The organism is Flavobacterium sp. N2550, assembly GCF_025947265.1.
Taxonomy (GTDB): Bacteria; Bacteroidota; Bacteroidia; order Flavobacteriales; family Flavobacteriaceae; genus Flavobacterium; species Flavobacterium endophyticum.
This window is the reverse complement of record NZ_CP110007.1, coordinates 2,283,162-2,300,273: the sequence shown is the minus strand read 5'-3', so window position 1 is coordinate 2,300,273 and position 17,112 is coordinate 2,283,162. Positions and strand designations below refer to the sequence as shown.

Here is a 17,112-nt window from a genome sequence, read left to right as displayed (position 1 = left end):
TCCAAAATCTAAAATCCTAAACCATAAATAATCCTTCGCCTTTCCACTTTATACCTTTCCACTTTATGACTTTCCACTTTATGACTTTCGACTTTCAACTATCAACTATCCACTACAAACTATCCACTAATCTAATTGCTTCTACGGCTTCTTTCACATCGTGTACTCTTAATATCTTGGCGCCTTTGAGCAGAGAAATCGTATTGAGTACGGTGGTTCCGTTTAAGGATTCTTGGGGCGTGATGCCCAGGGTTTTGTAGATCATGGATTTTCGGGAGATGCCGGACAGGATCGGGAGCTCGAGGATCTGGAAGAGTTCGAGCTTGTTCATTACTTGGAAATTTTGCTGGGTTGTTTTTGCGAATCCGAAGCCGGGGTCGATGATAATATCATTAATTCCTAAGCTTCTAGCTTGGCTTACTTTTTCAGAGAAATAAAACAGCATGTCTTTGACGATATCGTCGTATTCAGTGAGGCTTTGCATGGTCTGCGGATTGCCGCGCATGTGCATCATGATGTAGGGCGTGTTGTATTTGGCAACGGTTTCCATCATTTTTGGGTCTAGTCCGCCTGCGGCTATGTCGTTGATGATGGAGGCTCCGTGCTGGATGGCGGCTTCTGCGACTTGGTTGCGGAAGGTATCTACGGAAATGATGATTTCTGGGAAGACTTTTGTCAAAAGGTCGATTACGGGAAGCAACCTTGCGAGTTCTTCTGCTTCGGAAACGAATTCGGCATTGGGTTTTGAGGAATAGGCTCCGATATCGATAAAGGTAGCGCCTTCGTCTAGCATCTGTTTTACTTTGTCGATGATGGCTTGGTCGCTGTCGTTTTTTCCGCCGTCGTAGAAAGAGTCTGGCGTAATGTTGAGGATTCCCATTACTTTGGGCGTTGACAGGTCGATAAGGGTTCCGTTGCAGTTCATTGGATAGGTATTTTTTTGGCTTGTGTTTATTTCAGGAAGAAGCTTGCCATTATTTTTTGCATGTCTTTATAATGGGCGGAAAACATGTCGGTTTTAATCGAGCCCGTAAGTTGGTAGAGATTTTCCTTTTCTATATAAAGATACTTTACAAACGTATAGCCGTCATCTTCATAGATGAGTTCGTCAAATGCCGATTGGGAATGTTCGTTCCAGCTTTTGGTTACTGTTTTTCCGCGTTCTGTAACTTTTATAACTTCCTTAATTCCTATGCCCGAGCAGTCTAATTTAGACAATGAGATTCCAGAAAAATCGGCTATGGCATTGCTGCCAAAATCATAGAGGGAAAAGAGGGATTTGAACAGGTCTTTTTCTTCGTTTTTATAGGTTCTCAATTCGGATTTCGCGGGATAGGTAATCGAATAGGCAGCGGTTTCATGGGTGGTGGTTGCACCTTGCGCTTGCGCGATACAACTGCTTGTAAAGGCTAAAAAGAGGAATACAAAATGTAGCTGTATTGTTTTCATTGCATCATGCTTTAATTGGACTGCTGGTTTCGAATGCTTTTCGGCTATCGTATTCTTGTTCCTGTTATTTCGAAGGGTTGCGATGGATAGCCTTGGAGTACTATTTTTTCTTGGTCAATGGTCTTGATCGGCAAAAGGAGTTCTCTTTGGCTGTTATTTAAAAAGCACAGGAAAAGGGTGTCTCCTAATTGTTCTACCACTAGTTTTCGTCCTTCCCTATTGTTCTTCTTGTTGATTTCTTGGATAATTTCTGAATCTAGCGTGGTATTGAATCGTATCTGCAGCTTTTCTTTATTCCATTGTGCAAGATAGCTGTTATTTTGGATTTCTTCTTTGGTGAGGGAAGTTTCAGTAGGTTCCAGCCGCAGGTATTCTTCGGCTAGTTCGGTTTCTTCGGTGGTATTTTGGCTTTCATCCTCGTAAACGAAATAGTGGATTGTTTTGGTAAAGAACCGCAGGCGGTCGGGAGTGATAAATTCGTGTCTTATGGCGGTCATTTCTTCTACAATTCCGTTTTCTTTTAATTGAAGAGTACCGTCTTTTTCTGTTTCGATATCGAATCGTACAGCTTTATCGTTATCAAAAATAATGTATCGCGGTTCTCCATAATAATCGTTGTCTTTTACGTACATCCAGATACCGTCAAAATTATTTGCTGCCATTTTTATGCTTGCTTGTGTTATGAGCGGCTTTTATGATTTACCTTTCGCCTTAACTCTTTTTTCACTATTTTTGGACAAATTTCATACAAATATACACCAATAATGGATACTACCTCTCAGGAATTTGACAGCGTTATCGGCACTTGCCGTACTTTATTCATCAACAAGATGCAGGATTATGGCAGCGCTTGGCGCATCCTTCGCCTGCCTTCGCTAACCGACCAGATTTTTATCAAGGCGCAGCGCATCCGAAGCTTGCAGGAAAACGAGGTACGCAAGGTGGATGAGGACGAGACGGGAGAATTCATAGGGATCATCAATTATTCGATCATGGCGCTGATCCAATTGGATTTGGGCGTTGTGGAGCAGCCGGATCTGGGCGTGGCAAAGGCAACAGAGCTTTATGATGAAAAGGTGGCCTTGACGAAAGCGCTTATGGAAGCGAAAAACCATGATTATGGCGAGGCTTGGCGCGATATGAGGGTAAGCTCGTTGACGGATTTGATCTTGCAGAAATTGCTTCGCGTAAAGCAGATAGAGGATAATAAAGGGAAAACGATTGTTTCTGAAGGGATTGACGCCAACTACCAAGACATGATCAACTACTCGGTTTTTGCCTTGATCTTGATGGGTTTTGCCAAATAACAACTCATTAACAAATTGAATTTATCATAAGCTTTATTTTTGAGAAAACTTACATCATGGAAAACCTAAAAAAATACCTCCCTTGGGCCTTACGGATCTTGATTTCTTTTTTGTTCTTGATTTCGGCTATCGCAAAAATGTATCCTTCTCCTTATTTTGCTATTTCTACTTTTGAAGTGAAACAGCTGTATCCGATGGGTTTTTCGGAAGATTTTGCTGTATTCTTTTCTAGAATCTTGATCGGGATTGAGTTTGCATTGGGGCTTTTGTTATTACAGCCGCATTTTTTAAAGCGAATCGTTATTCCGGCTACCTTGCTGATGCTGATTGTTTTTACGACCCATTTGACGATCGATACGATACAAAACGGCGGCAATTCGGGCAACTGCGGTTGTTTCGGGAGCTTGCTTCCTATGACGCCGATTGAGGCGATTATCAAAAACGTGATTGCGGGAGTACTTTTGGTCTATCTTTTATATTTGCTTCCCAAGAATGCCGATAAAAAGAATTTCTGGGTCTTGACGACCGTGACTTTTGCTTCGATATTAATGATTTTTATGCTGGCACCGATACAGCCTAAAGCGGTAGAAGACACGGCTGATGCTGCTACGCTACTTCCTATAGAAAGTTTAGAGGCCTTCCCTGCCCAGCCTGCCGATTCTTCAGCAGTTCCTGCTACGGAAGCCAAAACGACTGAGACAACTGCTGTTGAGGCTGCAAAACCGGCAACCGACGAGCCGGCACAGCAAAAATCGGGCTATGCGCAGTATTTCAGCAAGGCCGACCAAGGCAAGAAGATTATCTGTCTTTTTGTTCCGGGCTGCGATCATTGCCGTGACGTGGCGAAAGAGCTGACTGAAATGAGGGCGAAAAATAAAAACTTCCCTGAAGTGTCTGTGTTGTTTATGAACGAGGAACCTGAAAAGATTCCGGAGTTCTTCAAATTTGCGGGAGCGGATTATCCGTATAAGGTCTTGGAAGTGATTCCGTTTTGGAAGCTTTTAGGCACGAGCAAGGATACTCCTGGCGTTATCTATCTTTGGAATGGCAACAAGATCAAGGAATGGGACGGCATCAACGAAAAGAAATTTGTGGGTTCTGAACTGCAGAACGTCTTGAAAAAAAATTATTCTGAGCTAAAAAAATAAGCTTCTTTGATCAAATACCTTTTACATAAAATAGGATATGCCCTGCTGACGCTTTTTGGAGTGGTCACGGTCATATTCTTTTTGTTTAACGTGCTGCCGGGCGACCCGGCACGTATGATGCTCGACCAGAATGAAAACTCGGAACAGCTGGCGATTGTCAAGAAGAAGTATGGTTTTGACAAGCCGATTTCGACGCAGTATCTGTATTATCTGAACGACCTCTCGCCTATTTCTGTCCACAGCAAGAATGCGGAGGATTATACGTTTCTATCGGAAGGCAAATACAATGCGGTTCCGCTTTTTGCTATCGGCAATGATGAGGTGGTTTTAAAAACGCCTTACCTGCGCGAAAGCTTTCAGAAAAGCGGCAAGAAAGTGTCGGATGTCATCGGGAATACCTTGCCGAATACCTTTCTGTTGGCATTGTTTGCTATCGTGATTGCTATCGTGATAGGCATCCTGCTTGGGATTGTTTCTGCTCTTTATAAGGATACTTGGATCGACAGGGTGATTGCTTTGTTGAGTACGTTAGGCATGAGCATTCCGTCTTTTTTTAGCGCTATTTTATTTGCATGGCTTTTTGGCTTTGTGCTGCATGAGTATACGGGACTGAACATGACGGGCAGTTTGTATGAGGTGGATGATTTTGGCGAAGGACAATACATCCAGTGGAGAAATATACTGCTTCCAGCGATTGTTTTGGGCATCCGTCCGCTAGGCGTCGTGATACAGTTGATGCGGAACTCGCTGCTTGAGACTTTCGGGCAGGATTATATCCGTACGGCACGTGCGAAAGGGCTGTCGGAGTTTCAGATTATCAGAAAGCATGCGGTCAAAAATTCTTTGAATCCGGTAGTGACGGCTATTTCGGGCTGGTTTGCTTCGATGCTGGCTGGTGCTGTTTTTGTGGAATATATCTTTGGCTGGAACGGCCTCGGGAAAGAAATCGTAGAGGCTTTGAATAATTTAGACCTGCCTGTGATTATGGGCTCGGTTATCGTGATTGCTACTACTTTTGTGGTGATTAATATTTTGGTGGATCTGGTGTATGCGTATTTGGATCCGAAGATTCGTTTAGGATAACCCTGACAGGGTTTGGAACCCTGTCAGGGTTGTTGTATTCAAAAACTTAATAGTATATTTGCTTATCTCAAAAAAGAACAACTCAATGAAAAAAATACTCTTATCTCTTTTGGTGGTCTTGGGAACCGTATCTTGCTCTCAGGCTCAAAAGACAGAATTCGCTGCAGAAGCCTTGGCTGAAAAACTGCAGACTTTAGACGGAAAAGAAATCTCTTTTAAAGAAATACTAAACAAGCATAAAGGAAAGACTGTCGTGATCGACATCTGGGCTTCGTGGTGCAGCGACTGCGTGAAGGCCATGCCGAAAGTAAAAGACATGCAGGAAAAAAGCCCGAAGACGGACTACGTTTTTATTTCGATGGACAAGACTGCCGAGAAATGGAAAGCTGGAATCGAAAAGCACAGCCTGACTGGCGAGCATTATCTGGCGCCTGACGGAATGAAAGGCAAATTCGGGAAAGCTATCGACTTGGACTGGATTCCGCGCTATATTGTTATCGACAAGAAAGGAAAGATTGCCATCTACAGAGCCATCGAAACCGATTTTGATAAAATAAATGCTACTTTAAAAAAACTTAACTAATGAGACAAAAGATTGTTGCGGGCAACTGGAAAATGCACAAAAACGCGGAAGAAACGGAAGATTTACTAAACGACCTTATTGATAAATTGCCGAACGATGTAGAAGCACATATTATTGTAGCGCCTACTTTCGTAAACCTGGCTTCTGCCGTAGACCACTTAGAATTTACCAATATCGGCGTTGCCGCACAAAATATGCACCAGGCCGAAAGCGGTGCTTTTACTGGAGAGATTTCTGCGGATATGCTAAAAAGCATCGGCGTAGGCATTGTTATCCTTGGACATTCTGAAAGAAGAGCGTATTTCCATGAAACGGATGCTCTCTTGGCTGAAAAAGTAAACACGGCCTTGAAGCATGAATTGCAGGTAATCTTCTGCTTTGGTGAAGAATTAAAAGACAGACAGTCGGGCAATCATTTCAATATTGTAGAAAACCAATTGAAAGACGGATTGTTCCACCTGGAAGCCAAAGACTGGGAAAGCATCGTCTTGGCGTATGAGCCGGTATGGGCTATCGGGACAGGCGAAACGGCTTCTCCGGAACAGGCTCAGGAAATGCACAAATTCATCAGAGAAACGATTACGTCTAAATACAATGCGACTTTGGCTGAAGATGTTTCTATCCTTTACGGAGGCAGCGTAAAACCAGACAATGCGAAAGAGATTTTCTCTAAACCGGATGTAGACGGCGGATTGATTGGCGGTGCTGCATTAAAAGCGACCGACTTTGCAGCGATAGTGGCAGCGATATAAGCAATTCTTGTACTTTATACTATAGCCCAGAACTTGTATTCTGGGCTTTTTTATTATGCCTATATTAAGCCATCGTTACGGCTTAACGTTTATAAAACATTCGGAAAGCCTCTCTTAAACTTTCGTTTATCTGGCAGTAATGGCTGGTTAATAACTCTTTGTGACTTTTGCGGGAATTAATCAACCTAAATACTTTATGTCACACAACTACGCTTCAAAAATCGAGAAAGCACTACTGTTGCTCATCCTCTTTTTTGTGGCCCAATTTTCTTATGGGCAGACCCTTATCCATTATTGGAATTTTAACAACAATGCTTCCGAAGCGGCTATCACGACTCCTACATCGACACTTGTCACTGGAGCTTCGCTGACTGCTATTGCTGGAGGAATCAGCGTTATCGACTTTGCCGGAGGAACCGGACAGGCTTTTGATTTGCAAAACCTGAATGCCAGAAATGGCGATGGTCCTGGAACGCACTTGCGTTTTAACGACCCTATCGGTGGTGCTTTGCAATTTGCATTGCCTACGACTGGTTTTGAAAACGTGATCGTCAAATTTGCTTCGCGCCGCTCGGGCTCAGGAGCCGGAAACCAAAAATGGTCGTATTCTGTAGACGGAACTACTTTTGTTCCTTTTACGACAATCGCACCAAACAACGGCAATCCTGCATTAGAAACCTTAGATTTTAGTGCCATTGCTGCCACAGACAACAATCCGAATTTTAAATTAAAAGTAGAATTCGAAGTCGGAGCTGGCGGAACGGTAGGAAACAATCGTTTTGACAACTTCACTGTAGAAGGAACTTCTGCCGGCGGTGGCGATACTACTGCACCGACTGTGGTATATGCTCCTGCTAATTCTAGCACCAATATAGCGGTAGCTACAGACATTACTATCACTTTCAACGAAGCTGTGCGATTGGCTAACGATGCCGCTATCGACAATACAAATGTAGATGCTTTGGTAACATTACGCCTAAACAACGCGACAGGAGCTGTGGTTCCGTTTGACGCGACGATTTCAGGAAATACAATCACCATCAATCCAACTTCAAATCTAGCCAACAACCAAGCCTATTATGTAGCCTTGCTTCCGAATACGGTGGAAGACTTGAGCGGCAATGCGGTTACTGCTGCCACTTCAAGCACGTTTACTACCATTGCGGTACAGACACAATTCCAAGCGGGAGATTTGGCTTTTGTAGCCTATAGAATGAATGCTTCTGGAACAGAAGACGAAGTAGCTTTTGTAACGTTTGTAGATATCCTTCCGGGTACTTTCTTGACGTTTACCGATTCAAAATATACGACTAACACGCCAGCACAATGTCCGAACGGAATTGTATGGACGGTTGGCGCTAACGAATGTATCCCTGCAGGTTCTGTTGTCAGAATCCAGACTTCGGCTTTGATTGCCAACAAAGGAACCGTTACGGGCTCTGGCTTTGGACTAAGCTCAAGCGGCGACCAAGTAATCGTTTACACTGGAACGAATACCGCTCCAAACTATATCACGGCTTTAAGCTCTAACGGATGGGCAACTGCAAACACCGCTTGCGGCGGCAGCATCTCAATGCTTCCAGCGGGATTGGTTGACGGAACTAGCGCGTTAAATACGTCTACTGCTCCTGGAAACGATGCTGGAAATGCAGTCAATGCTTTTTATAGCGGCGTACAAACTGGAACTCCTGCTGTCTTAAAAGCGGCTATCCTAAACCCTGCCAACTGGACGGGTGTTGCAGGCGGAACAGCTCCTCAAACATGGCCAACTTGGAATTTCCCAAGTTCATTGCAAGTACAAAGTGCTTCGGTATTGAACAACACTACAATTCAGATTACGTTCAATGCTAACTTAAATACAGCTTCGGCTTCTAATGTTGCTAATTATACTGGCGTAGCCAACTTAGCCTCTGTTACGGTAGCGAACAATGTAGCTACTTTGACTTTCTCTACTCCTTTTGCCCCTGCTACAAATTATGCTTTGGTCATCAGCAACATCCAAGATGCTGCGGGATCGACTATGGCTTGTCCTTATACTTACAACTTCAGCTTTAATGCGACCTTGTCTTTGGCTTCTAACTTTGTAACGGTTAATGAAGATGCAGGGACTTTGAATTTTGTTGTCAATCTTGCGGCTGCAGCTACAGGTTCTGTAGACTTGGTCTTAAAACCGGCTTCATTCAACACTGCTGACTCGAATGACTTTACATTTGCTACACGCACGCTGAACTTCACTTCTGCAAGCTTATTGACACAAACGATACAGATTCCGATTATCGACGATACGGCTTTAGAGCAACAAGCGGAATATTTCGTATTGAGCTTAGAAAATCCTGTAGGCTATTCGATTACAGGAAATCCGATGGCTACTATCTATATTAAAGACAACGATAGGATGGCAAAAGTTCCGAACAACGATATCCAATTGAACTATATCGGAAGCTTTGATCCGTCGGGAACAAACAACAGTACGTGCGAAATTGTAGTACACGACCCCGTTTCACAACGTTTATTCACGACAAGCGCTATTGCTGGTTTTCTTGACATCGTAGACTTCTCGAATCCTGCTGCCCTATCTGTAGTACAGTCGATTGACATGAATCCTTACGGCGGCGTGACGAGTGTTGCGGTTAAAAACGGAATTGTTGCCGTGGCTTCTCCAAATGCAAACGAAGCGTTGAACGGTTCTGTCGTATTCTTCACTACTAACGGTGTGTTCCAAAAACAAGTTACCGTTGGTGCTCTTCCAGACATGATTACGTTTACGCCAGACGGCACTAAAGTATTGACTGCTAACGAAGGACAGCCAAATGCAGACTATACTGTTGATCCAGAAGGCTCTGTAAGCGTGATTGATATTTCGGGAGGCATTGCTTCTCTTACGCAAGCTAACGTAACGACTATGTTGTTCACGCAATACAACACCCAAGAAACGGCACTTATTGCCAGCGGCGTTAGAAAATTGAAATCGACAAGCACCATGTCTCAAGATTTTGAGCCAGAATACATCACGATCAGCGCTGATTCTCAAAAAGCGTGGGTTGCTTTGCAGGAAAACAACGCGATTGCAGAAATCAACCTGACTAACAATACCTATACAGCTCTTTGGGCTTTAGGTACAAAAGACATGAGCGTTGTGGGTAACGGAGCGGATATCTCAGACAACAACGGACAGATCTTGATTGCCAACTGGCCTATAAAATCATTCTACCAGCCTGACGGAATTGCCAATTATACTGCAGGCGGTACTAATTTTATCGTAACAGCTAACGAAGGCGATGAAAAAGAATATACTGGCTTTGTAGAAAGAATTACGATTGGAGATAATAGCTACGGATTAGATGCTGTTGCCTATCCAAATGCTTCTATGCTAAAACAAAGCTACAATGCTGGAAGATTCAGAGTTTCTGCTTTCTCAGGAAATACAGATGCTGACGCTGAAAAAGAACAGATTTATGCGCTTGGCGGACGTTCGTTCTCGATTTTCAATACGGATACAAAACAGTTGGTGTTTGACAGCGGTGACGATTTTGAAATGTACACAGCCATGACACCATCTATCAATCCGATCTTTAATGCGGATCACGAGGATAACGGAATCAAAGTAAGAAGCCGTGCTAAAGGTCCAGAACCAGAAGGCGTTACGCTTGCTGAAATTGCAGGAAAAACATTTGCTTTTATCAGCCTAGAAAGAGTCGGTGGTGTTATGGTCTATGATGTGACCAACCCGAACGATGTGAAATTTGTAGATTACAAAAATAGCCGTAGCGTTTCTGCTTACGCAGGAGACCACGGTCCAGAAGGAATCACCTATATCAAAGCGGCAGACAGCCCGACAAACAAAGATTATATCGTAGTAGCGAATGAAATCAGCGGTACTTTGACATTGTTTGAAGTAAATACTGAAAATCTTTCGACTCCAGGTTTTGAAAACGAGCCTAAAACGTTCGTATTGTTCCCGAACCCAGCGGTTGACGGCATCGTATACTTTAACAGAATAGCCGATATCGAAGTTTTCGACTATACCGGAAAACTAATCCATACAGCCAAACAAGCCTTGACCATCGACACTTCTTCAATGGCAACCGGAATCTACCTGGTTAAGACCGCTGAAGGAATCACGAAAAAGCTCGTGGTCAAATAATCCCCTTCTTTCTTCCCTTTACAAAAAACCAGTTTCGTTCTGAAACTGGTTTTTTTTTGCTATCACCAGATTGGCTGAGGTTTGACATACAGCAATAAAAAAGGCCTTATCAAACATAAGGCCTCTATGGGAAATTTTAAAACAGGCAACAAACAACCTCTTAAATCCCTATTTCTACTTGAAATCTCAAATACCAGTTCTGCTTAGAGCTTCCGTCAAAGTAATTCAAATCGTCAAGCGTAAGCTCCCCCTGAAGTTTGAAGGCATGCTCCCAGATGTATTTGGTAACGCCTATGCTGTACTGCTTGGTATCCGGCGCTAATTCTTGGATGTCTTCATTGACTTTTTGTGTGGAGAACCTTCCGATGATTTCATAGTTTGAAGGAAAAAGGTAGCTCAATTGGTAGTCCATTCCGCTTCCGGTAAAGACATATTGTATATCCGTAGCATCTTCCGGATTTACCGTAATCGGGTTGTCACAATCCCTAGACATATAGGCCGACATGAATGCCCAACCGTTGTATTTTAGCATGGCATCGAGCAGTACCGATTTCATTGTTTTTTGCTCAAACAAATCTTCTCCCAACTGTCCTTGCGTTCTTCTTGCATGATTATTTTGCTGGAAAGCGCCCGACAGCATTAATTTTGGAGTTGCTTCTCTAGCAATATCGCCTTCAAAAGAAGTTCCATCTTTTTTGAAAGAACCAAAAGGAAACAGCTCCAGCTTTCCGGTCAAGGCCACGCCGTTGTCGTTGCTCTTTGTCCAGTTTCGTCCTTCGCCGGTTGAAACTGCCGTCTTGATGTTATAAGAAAACTTTTCTAGGTTTTCGTGGAGGTAATGCGCTTGGAAACCAAAATCACGGTCTACCGTAAACTTGGCATTATTGATGGTCCTGTCTGTCAGCTGCAGACCTCCCGAAGAGTTGACCCTCTGGCGGTTCCCTGGCAATTTTGTCTGTCCGAAGCTAAAGTTCCAGTTTTTATTCGGTCGGTAGAATACCACCGCATCACGGATGATGTTGAGGTTCTCTCCTTCTTCGATTTCGCCCACATCGCCAGGAGCGAAAGAAAGCTGGATGGCATATAAAAACCTAGGATCTCCTACATATCCGTCAAAACGCAGACGCAGTCTTCGAATCTGTCCGTCATAAGCCGATTCTTCACCTTCATTCTCAATATATGTAACCCTATTCTGCATCCTGAAACGGATATTCAGCTGAAAAAGACTATCAGGAGATGTCAGCCCCAAGCCTTTACCATAGCTGTAGTACGGCAGCGCAGATAATTTTAAATCGTTATCTTTGGTAGTAACCTTAATGTCCTGAGCAGTAGAAACGCTAATTACAAATAGCGATGCCAGCGTTAAGATTTTCTTCATAATGGCGTTGTGTTAATTTGATGCAAACTTAATATTAATTTTACCTAGCGTATGTTATGAGAATATTACCTTTGCAAAAAATTAATGTTATGGCAAATACCTACCTGGGATATCATTTTAAAGTAGAACCAAAAGAGCTGGGCTCAGAAATTCTTGTGGCCGAATTAGGCGAAAAACCTTTTGAAAGCTTCATCGAAACTGAATTTGGAGTTACGGCCTACATTCAAAAGGTACTTTGGACTGAGGATGTCTTAGAGGATATTTTTATATTGACCTCGCCTGAATTTACCGTGAGCTATACGGTAGAAGAAATCGAGCAGGTGAACTGGAATGAAGAATGGGAAAAGAACTTTGAAGCCATCGACGTTGACGGAATCTGCCATGTAAGAGCTCCTTTTCATGAAAAGACCGATGCAAAATACGATATCGTAATCGAGCCGAAAATGTCTTTCGGTACCGGCCACCACGAAACGACGCACATGATGATCCAGCATCTTTTGGAAACGGATGTTGCAGGAAAGAAAACGTTGGACATGGGCTGCGGTACCGCTATTTTAGCGATACTAGCAGAAATGAAAGGCGCCCAACCGATTGATGCCATCGATATCGACAATTGGTGCTATTTGAATTCGATTGAAAACGCAGAACGCAACAACTGCAGCCATATTACCGTTTATGAAGGCGATGCGGCTTTGTTAGCTGGTAAAAATTATGATGTGATTATCGCCAATATCAACCGAAACATCTTGCTAGACGACATGCAGCAATATGTAGATTGCCTGAATCCGGGTGGCACATTATTCTTGAGCGGTTTTTATGAAGAAGACATCCCGGTAATCAATGCTTCCTGCACTGAGAAAGGGCTGACCTATGTTAAAAAACATCAAAAAAACAATTGGGTCGCCTTGAAATATGTAAATTAGATTAAATTTTTGATTATGAGTACTAAAGAAAAAATTCAAGAAGAAGTCTTAGTCGAAGAACTGACTTCCTTAAACAATGAAATTATTCTTTATAATGACGATGTGAATACTTTTGACCATGTTATCGAAACCTTGATACGGGTCTGCAATCATACTTCCGAGCAAGCCGAGCAATGTTCTATCATTGTTCATTATAAAGGAAAGTGTACCGTGAAAACGGGTTCATTGGACGAACTGAAGCCGCAATGTACCCAGCTGCTAGAGGCTGGATTAAGCGCAGAAATAGTTTAAAAAGAAAGGCTCCCAATGGGAGCCTTTTTATTTGGACAGCAAAATCGAATTATGGCAACTTATCACGAAACTTGCTTTAGCATTTTCTTGAAATACCTTGACTTGTATCTAATAAGACCTTGCTCTCTACCTAAGTATACTTTGCTTTACCTCATGGATAACCTTGATCTATATTTAGGCATACTTTGCCCTGCCCCTAGGATAACCTGGCTCACTACGTAGGCATACTTTGATCTACCCCTTGGATGACTTTGCCCAACATATAGGTATACTTTGACTTGCTTCTAGCATAGCCTTGCCTAGCAACTTGGTACGCTTACAAGCTTACTCATAGTATAGCTACACCGCATAAAAGCGCACAAAAAAAACCTGAAGTCGTACTTCAGGTTTTTTAATGCATAACTAGAACGGCCAAATCTCAAGCTCGTTATCCAGTTTTTTAGTTTTTTGTAAAGACTTTAACTACCTTAACAGGAACGCCTTCGAGATTGACCGTATTTTCATACCGCAATTCTGAGCCGTTCAGCTTGGTTACCTCATAGGTATCGGCGCCTATCGTAAGCGTTGCGCCATTCTTTGTCCAATTCGATTGGGTGGCATCTTCCACGCAGTTATTGTTTTGGTCTTTGTTTAGCAGTACATTCCTAAAAACACCGCCTTCAACAAATTCTACATGGTCTTTTTCACAGCCGTTTTCATGACCCGTATAGCTTTGGTCTACCGGAGTGCCTCCTTGAGCTGTGACGATTGTCTTGTTGTAGTTCCATTTGCCGACAATCGTTCTTTCAAACTCATCATCGCTAGAACTGCAAGAAGCCAATGATAAGCTTGCCATAGCCAGCACACCCATCAAAATTTTAATCTTTCTCATAGTATATTCTTTGGGATTATAACTAAAAATTAGCGTAAAAATTGTGATAAACCCGCAATACATTGAAATCTGCCTTGCAAAGTTTTCATTTCAAATCGTATATTCGTAGCACTTAAGAACCTAATCCCTACCCGACCTTGTCTAAAAAAATACTCATACTATTGCTATTTTGCTGTTTTTTAGGATTTTCGCAAGAACTGCCTCCTATCCTAAAATACGGTTCCAACAGTTATGGAGCCGGCAACCAAAACTGGATGATTACCCAAGACAACAGCCAGTTTGTTTATTTTGCCAACAATGAAGGGCTTTTAGAATTTAACGGAGCCGACTGGAAGCTCTATCCGTCGCCAAACGAGACCATCATCCGTTCGGCAAAATTCATCAATGACAGGATCTATACGGGCTGTTATATGGAGTTCGGCTATTGGAAAAGACAAAAGGATGGTCTTTTGAAATATACGTCGCTGAGCAAGCCTATCATTGACAAGATGTTGGACGACGAGCAGATCTGGAACATCATCGATTACGATCAATGGGTCATTTTTCAATCGCTAAACCAGATTTTTTTATACGATACCAAGACTTCAAAGTTTAAGATCATTACTCCAAAAGGTGCTATCTCAAGGGCTTTTAAGGCCAACGATGCTATTTATTACCAAACCTATACCGAAGGGCTGTTTGAGATTGAAAACGGCGAAGGCAAGCTGATTTCTAACGATCCTATCATCCTAAAGAACAAAATTGTAAATATCTTTTCAAGAAACGGCGGATTGTTGTTGCAGACACAATTCAACGGCTTTTATACCTTCTTCAACAACACGCCAGTCAAATGGCATACAGAAGCAGACGCGGACTTATCTACGAGCAGTATCTACAGCAGCCAGATTTTATCTGACGGCAGTTTTGCTCTAGGCAGCGTTTCTAACGGCATCTTTATCATTTCCAAAGAAGGAAAGATGCTCTATCATATTACCCAAAACAAAGGCTTGAGCAACAATACAGCCTTGTCGATTTTTGAAGATTATGACAAAAACCTTTGGATCGGCCTTGATAACGGCATCAACTGCATCAACCTAAATTCTCCCGTACGTTCCTTTTCGGACGATACTGGAATTCTGGGCACTGTTTATACATCGATTCTCCATGACGGCAAATTGTTTGTGGGTACTAACCAAGGATTGTTTTATAAAACCTACGAATCGCCTGAAGATTTCAAGTTCATAAACGGCACCAAAGGACAGGTCTGGACGCTCTATTCACACAAAGGGACCTTGTTCTGCGGCCATGATTCGGGTACGTTTATTGTCAACGGCAATACCGTCAGTTCTCTTTTTACTATTTCAGGAACCTGGAAATTCGAGACTGTTCCCGGCCGCGAAGATTTGTTATTGCAAGGAAATTATTATGGCGTTTCGGTTTTAGAAAATAAAAATGGGCAATGGGCTTTCCGTAATAAAATCTCTGGTTTCGACTATTCTTCGAAATACTTTGAGATTACAAAGAACTTAGAAGTCTACGTAAGCCATGAATACAAAGGCGTTTTCCGCTTTCAGCTGGATTCCGACTTGCGAAAGACAGACAAGTTCATCACGTATAAATATCCGACAAAAGGAAAAAATGCCGGACTCACGAAATTCAACGGCAGCATCTATTATTCTTATAAATACGGCATCTTTAAGCTAGACCCAAAGACCAAGCAGTTTGAAAAAGATACGACCTTAAGCCGTGTTTTTGAGAAAGACAGCTATACGTCAGGGAAGCTGATGGTCGATAACTCAAACAGACTATGGTTTTTTACCAAAAACTACATCAATTATTTCTCGTATGGAAAATTAAGCTCACAGCTCAAGCACAATATCATCCCGATTCCGTCATCGCTTACCAATTCGATGCTGGGGTATGAAAATATTACGCAGATATCCAATTCCATCTACTTGATCGGGACAACAGACGGTTATTATACCATCAACATCGACGATCTTAAATTCAACAAGTACAAGATTTCGATGTCGAGCATTTCAGTCAACAAATCCAATGAGAGCCTTCGCTATGCAGCAATCGCGGGGCATTCTGATTTTAAATTTGCCGACAACAACATTACTTTTTCGTATACTGTACCGGAATTCAACAAATACATCAATGCCGAATACCAATACCTTCTTGAAAATTATCAGGAAACCTGGAGCGAATGGAGCAACAAGCCTACCGTAAACTTTAAAAACCTTCCGCCAGGCGACTATACATTTAAAGTCCGTGCTAAAATCGGAAATGCGCTTTCAGAAAATACGATTTCCTATACATTCACCATCCTAAAGCCTTGGTACCGAACGACGATGGCAGTTATCATCTACATCATCATTTTCTTGGTAATGGCGTATTTTATCAACAGAGCCTATAAAAATTACTACCACCAGCAAAAAGAAAAGCTGATTGAAGAAAACAACCGTCTGCTCGAGATCAAAGAACTGGAAACAGAACAGGAACTGATGAAAATCAAAAACCAGCAATTGGAACAAGACTTCGAAAGCAAGAACCGTGAGCTGGCGGCATCGACCATGAGTCTTATCAAAAAGAACGAATTGTTGAGCATGATCAAGGAAGATTTGAAGAAAAATTCTGAAGAAGGAAATAGAAACATCAAGTCAGTCATCACGACCATCAACAAGAATATCAGCGAAGAAGACACGTGGAATATTTTCAAGGACGCTTTTAACAATGCTGACAAGGATTTTCTTAAAAAAGTGAAGAATCTGCATCCGTCGTTAACACCTAATGACTTGAGGCTTTGTGCCTATTTGCGATTGAATCTTTCTTCCAAAGAAATTGCTCCTCTGCTTAACATTTCTGTACGAAGTGTAGAGATAAAACGATATCGTTTGCGTAAAAAAATGGATTTATCCCACGAAGAAGGCCTTGTCGAGTACATACTTTCGATATAACAAACCACAACATTAAGCAAATCTACCTATACAACACCACAACAACAACGTTGTAATTGGATTTCTTGAGCTTACTTAGAGAGTGTTAGCAAAACTTTAAAAATCTCTTAAATTACTGTTAATGCTCGCTTTTTTTATGAATAATAAAATTTAAGCCATTTTTTTTTGAATTGTATATTTTTTGTTGTGGTTGTATTTCTCATATTCTCAAACAAGACTTCTAATTTTAGATATCACAAAAAAC

The 17,112-nt window shown here is 42.2% G+C and carries 14 protein-coding genes; 9 read left to right on the top strand and 5 right to left on the bottom strand.

Annotation, left to right across the window (positions count from 1 at the left end; translation table 11 throughout):
• Window positions 1–112: 112 nt before the first annotated feature.
• From folP to OLM56_RS10095, 3 genes are read right to left on the bottom strand one after another with little or no spacing between them, the layout of a single operon-like run.
• Complete coding sequence (gene folP, locus OLM56_RS10105; RefSeq protein ID WP_264526873.1) at window positions 113–925, bottom strand: dihydropteroate synthase; 813 nt, start codon at window positions 923–925, stop codon at window positions 113–115.
• Between the two features lie 26 nt (window positions 926–951).
• Window positions 952–1,449, bottom strand: coding sequence for a hypothetical protein (locus OLM56_RS10100; RefSeq protein WP_264526872.1), 498 nt, complete (start codon window positions 1,447–1,449; stop codon window positions 952–954).
• A gap of 44 nt (window positions 1,450–1,493) precedes the next feature.
• A complete protein-coding gene (locus OLM56_RS10095) occupies window positions 1,494–2,111 on the bottom strand; it encodes a hypothetical protein (protein ID WP_264526871.1) in 618 nt (205 codons plus the stop codon).
• 102 nt (window positions 2,112–2,213) lie between these two features.
• Between OLM56_RS10095 and OLM56_RS10090 the strand changes: the two genes are divergently transcribed.
• The 6 genes from OLM56_RS10090 (at window position 2,214) to OLM56_RS10065 (ending at window position 10,466) form a co-directional block, all read left to right on the top strand.
• The gene (locus OLM56_RS10090) at window positions 2,214–2,756 is read left to right on the top strand and encodes a DUF1599 domain-containing protein (RefSeq protein WP_121376571.1); all 543 of its coding nucleotides are present in this window, start codon (window positions 2,214–2,216) and stop codon (window positions 2,754–2,756) included.
• A 56-nt stretch (window positions 2,757–2,812) separates the two neighbouring features.
• Complete coding sequence (locus OLM56_RS10085) at window positions 2,813–3,904, top strand: MauE/DoxX family redox-associated membrane protein (RefSeq protein ID WP_264526870.1); 1,092 nt, start codon at window positions 2,813–2,815, stop codon at window positions 3,902–3,904.
• Window positions 3,905–3,910: 6 nt separating this feature from the next.
• On the top strand, window positions 3,911–4,987 hold the full coding sequence (locus OLM56_RS10080; RefSeq protein ID WP_121376573.1) for an ABC transporter permease: 1,077 nt from the start codon (window positions 3,911–3,913) through the stop codon (window positions 4,985–4,987).
• A gap of 85 nt (window positions 4,988–5,072) precedes the next feature.
• Window positions 5,073–5,570, top strand: coding sequence for a TlpA family protein disulfide reductase (locus OLM56_RS10075; RefSeq protein ID WP_121376574.1), 498 nt, complete (start codon window positions 5,073–5,075; stop codon window positions 5,568–5,570).
• On the top strand, window positions 5,570–6,322 hold the full coding sequence (gene tpiA, locus OLM56_RS10070) for a triose-phosphate isomerase (protein ID WP_121376575.1): 753 nt from the start codon (window positions 5,570–5,572) through the stop codon (window positions 6,320–6,322). Before OLM56_RS10075 ends, tpiA begins: the two co-directional genes overlap by 1 nt.
• A gap of 196 nt (window positions 6,323–6,518) precedes the next feature.
• On the top strand, window positions 6,519–10,466 hold the full coding sequence (locus tag OLM56_RS10065) for a choice-of-anchor I family protein (protein ID WP_264526869.1): 3,948 nt from the start codon (window positions 6,519–6,521) through the stop codon (window positions 10,464–10,466).
• Between the two features lie 160 nt (window positions 10,467–10,626).
• Here the strand turns inward: OLM56_RS10065 and OLM56_RS10060 are convergent, their stop codons facing one another.
• Complete coding sequence (locus tag OLM56_RS10060) at window positions 10,627–11,844, bottom strand: OprO/OprP family phosphate-selective porin (RefSeq protein ID WP_264526868.1); 1,218 nt, start codon at window positions 11,842–11,844, stop codon at window positions 10,627–10,629.
• Window positions 11,845–11,933: 89 nt separating this feature from the next.
• On the opposite strand from OLM56_RS10060, the gene prmA reads away from it, so the two are divergent.
• Window positions 11,934–12,767 (top strand): 50S ribosomal protein L11 methyltransferase, encoded by an 834-nt coding sequence (prmA, locus tag OLM56_RS10055; protein WP_264526867.1) that lies wholly within the window; start codon window positions 11,934–11,936, stop codon window positions 12,765–12,767.
• A gap of 15 nt (window positions 12,768–12,782) precedes the next feature.
• Entirely contained in the window at window positions 12,783–13,058 is a 276-nt protein-coding gene (locus tag OLM56_RS10050) for an ATP-dependent Clp protease adaptor ClpS (RefSeq protein WP_121376579.1), read from the top strand.
• Between the two features lie 439 nt (window positions 13,059–13,497).
• Here the strand turns inward: OLM56_RS10050 and OLM56_RS10045 are convergent, their stop codons facing one another.
• A complete protein-coding gene (locus OLM56_RS10045; protein ID WP_264526866.1) occupies window positions 13,498–13,929 on the bottom strand; it encodes a hypothetical protein in 432 nt (143 codons plus the stop codon).
• A gap of 137 nt (window positions 13,930–14,066) precedes the next feature.
• On the opposite strand from OLM56_RS10045, the gene OLM56_RS10040 reads away from it, so the two are divergent.
• Window positions 14,067–16,868, top strand: a complete 2,802-nt coding sequence (locus OLM56_RS10040) for a triple tyrosine motif-containing protein (RefSeq protein ID WP_274485857.1) — start codon at window positions 14,067–14,069, stop codon at window positions 16,866–16,868.
• Window positions 16,869–17,112 lie beyond the last annotated feature (244 nt).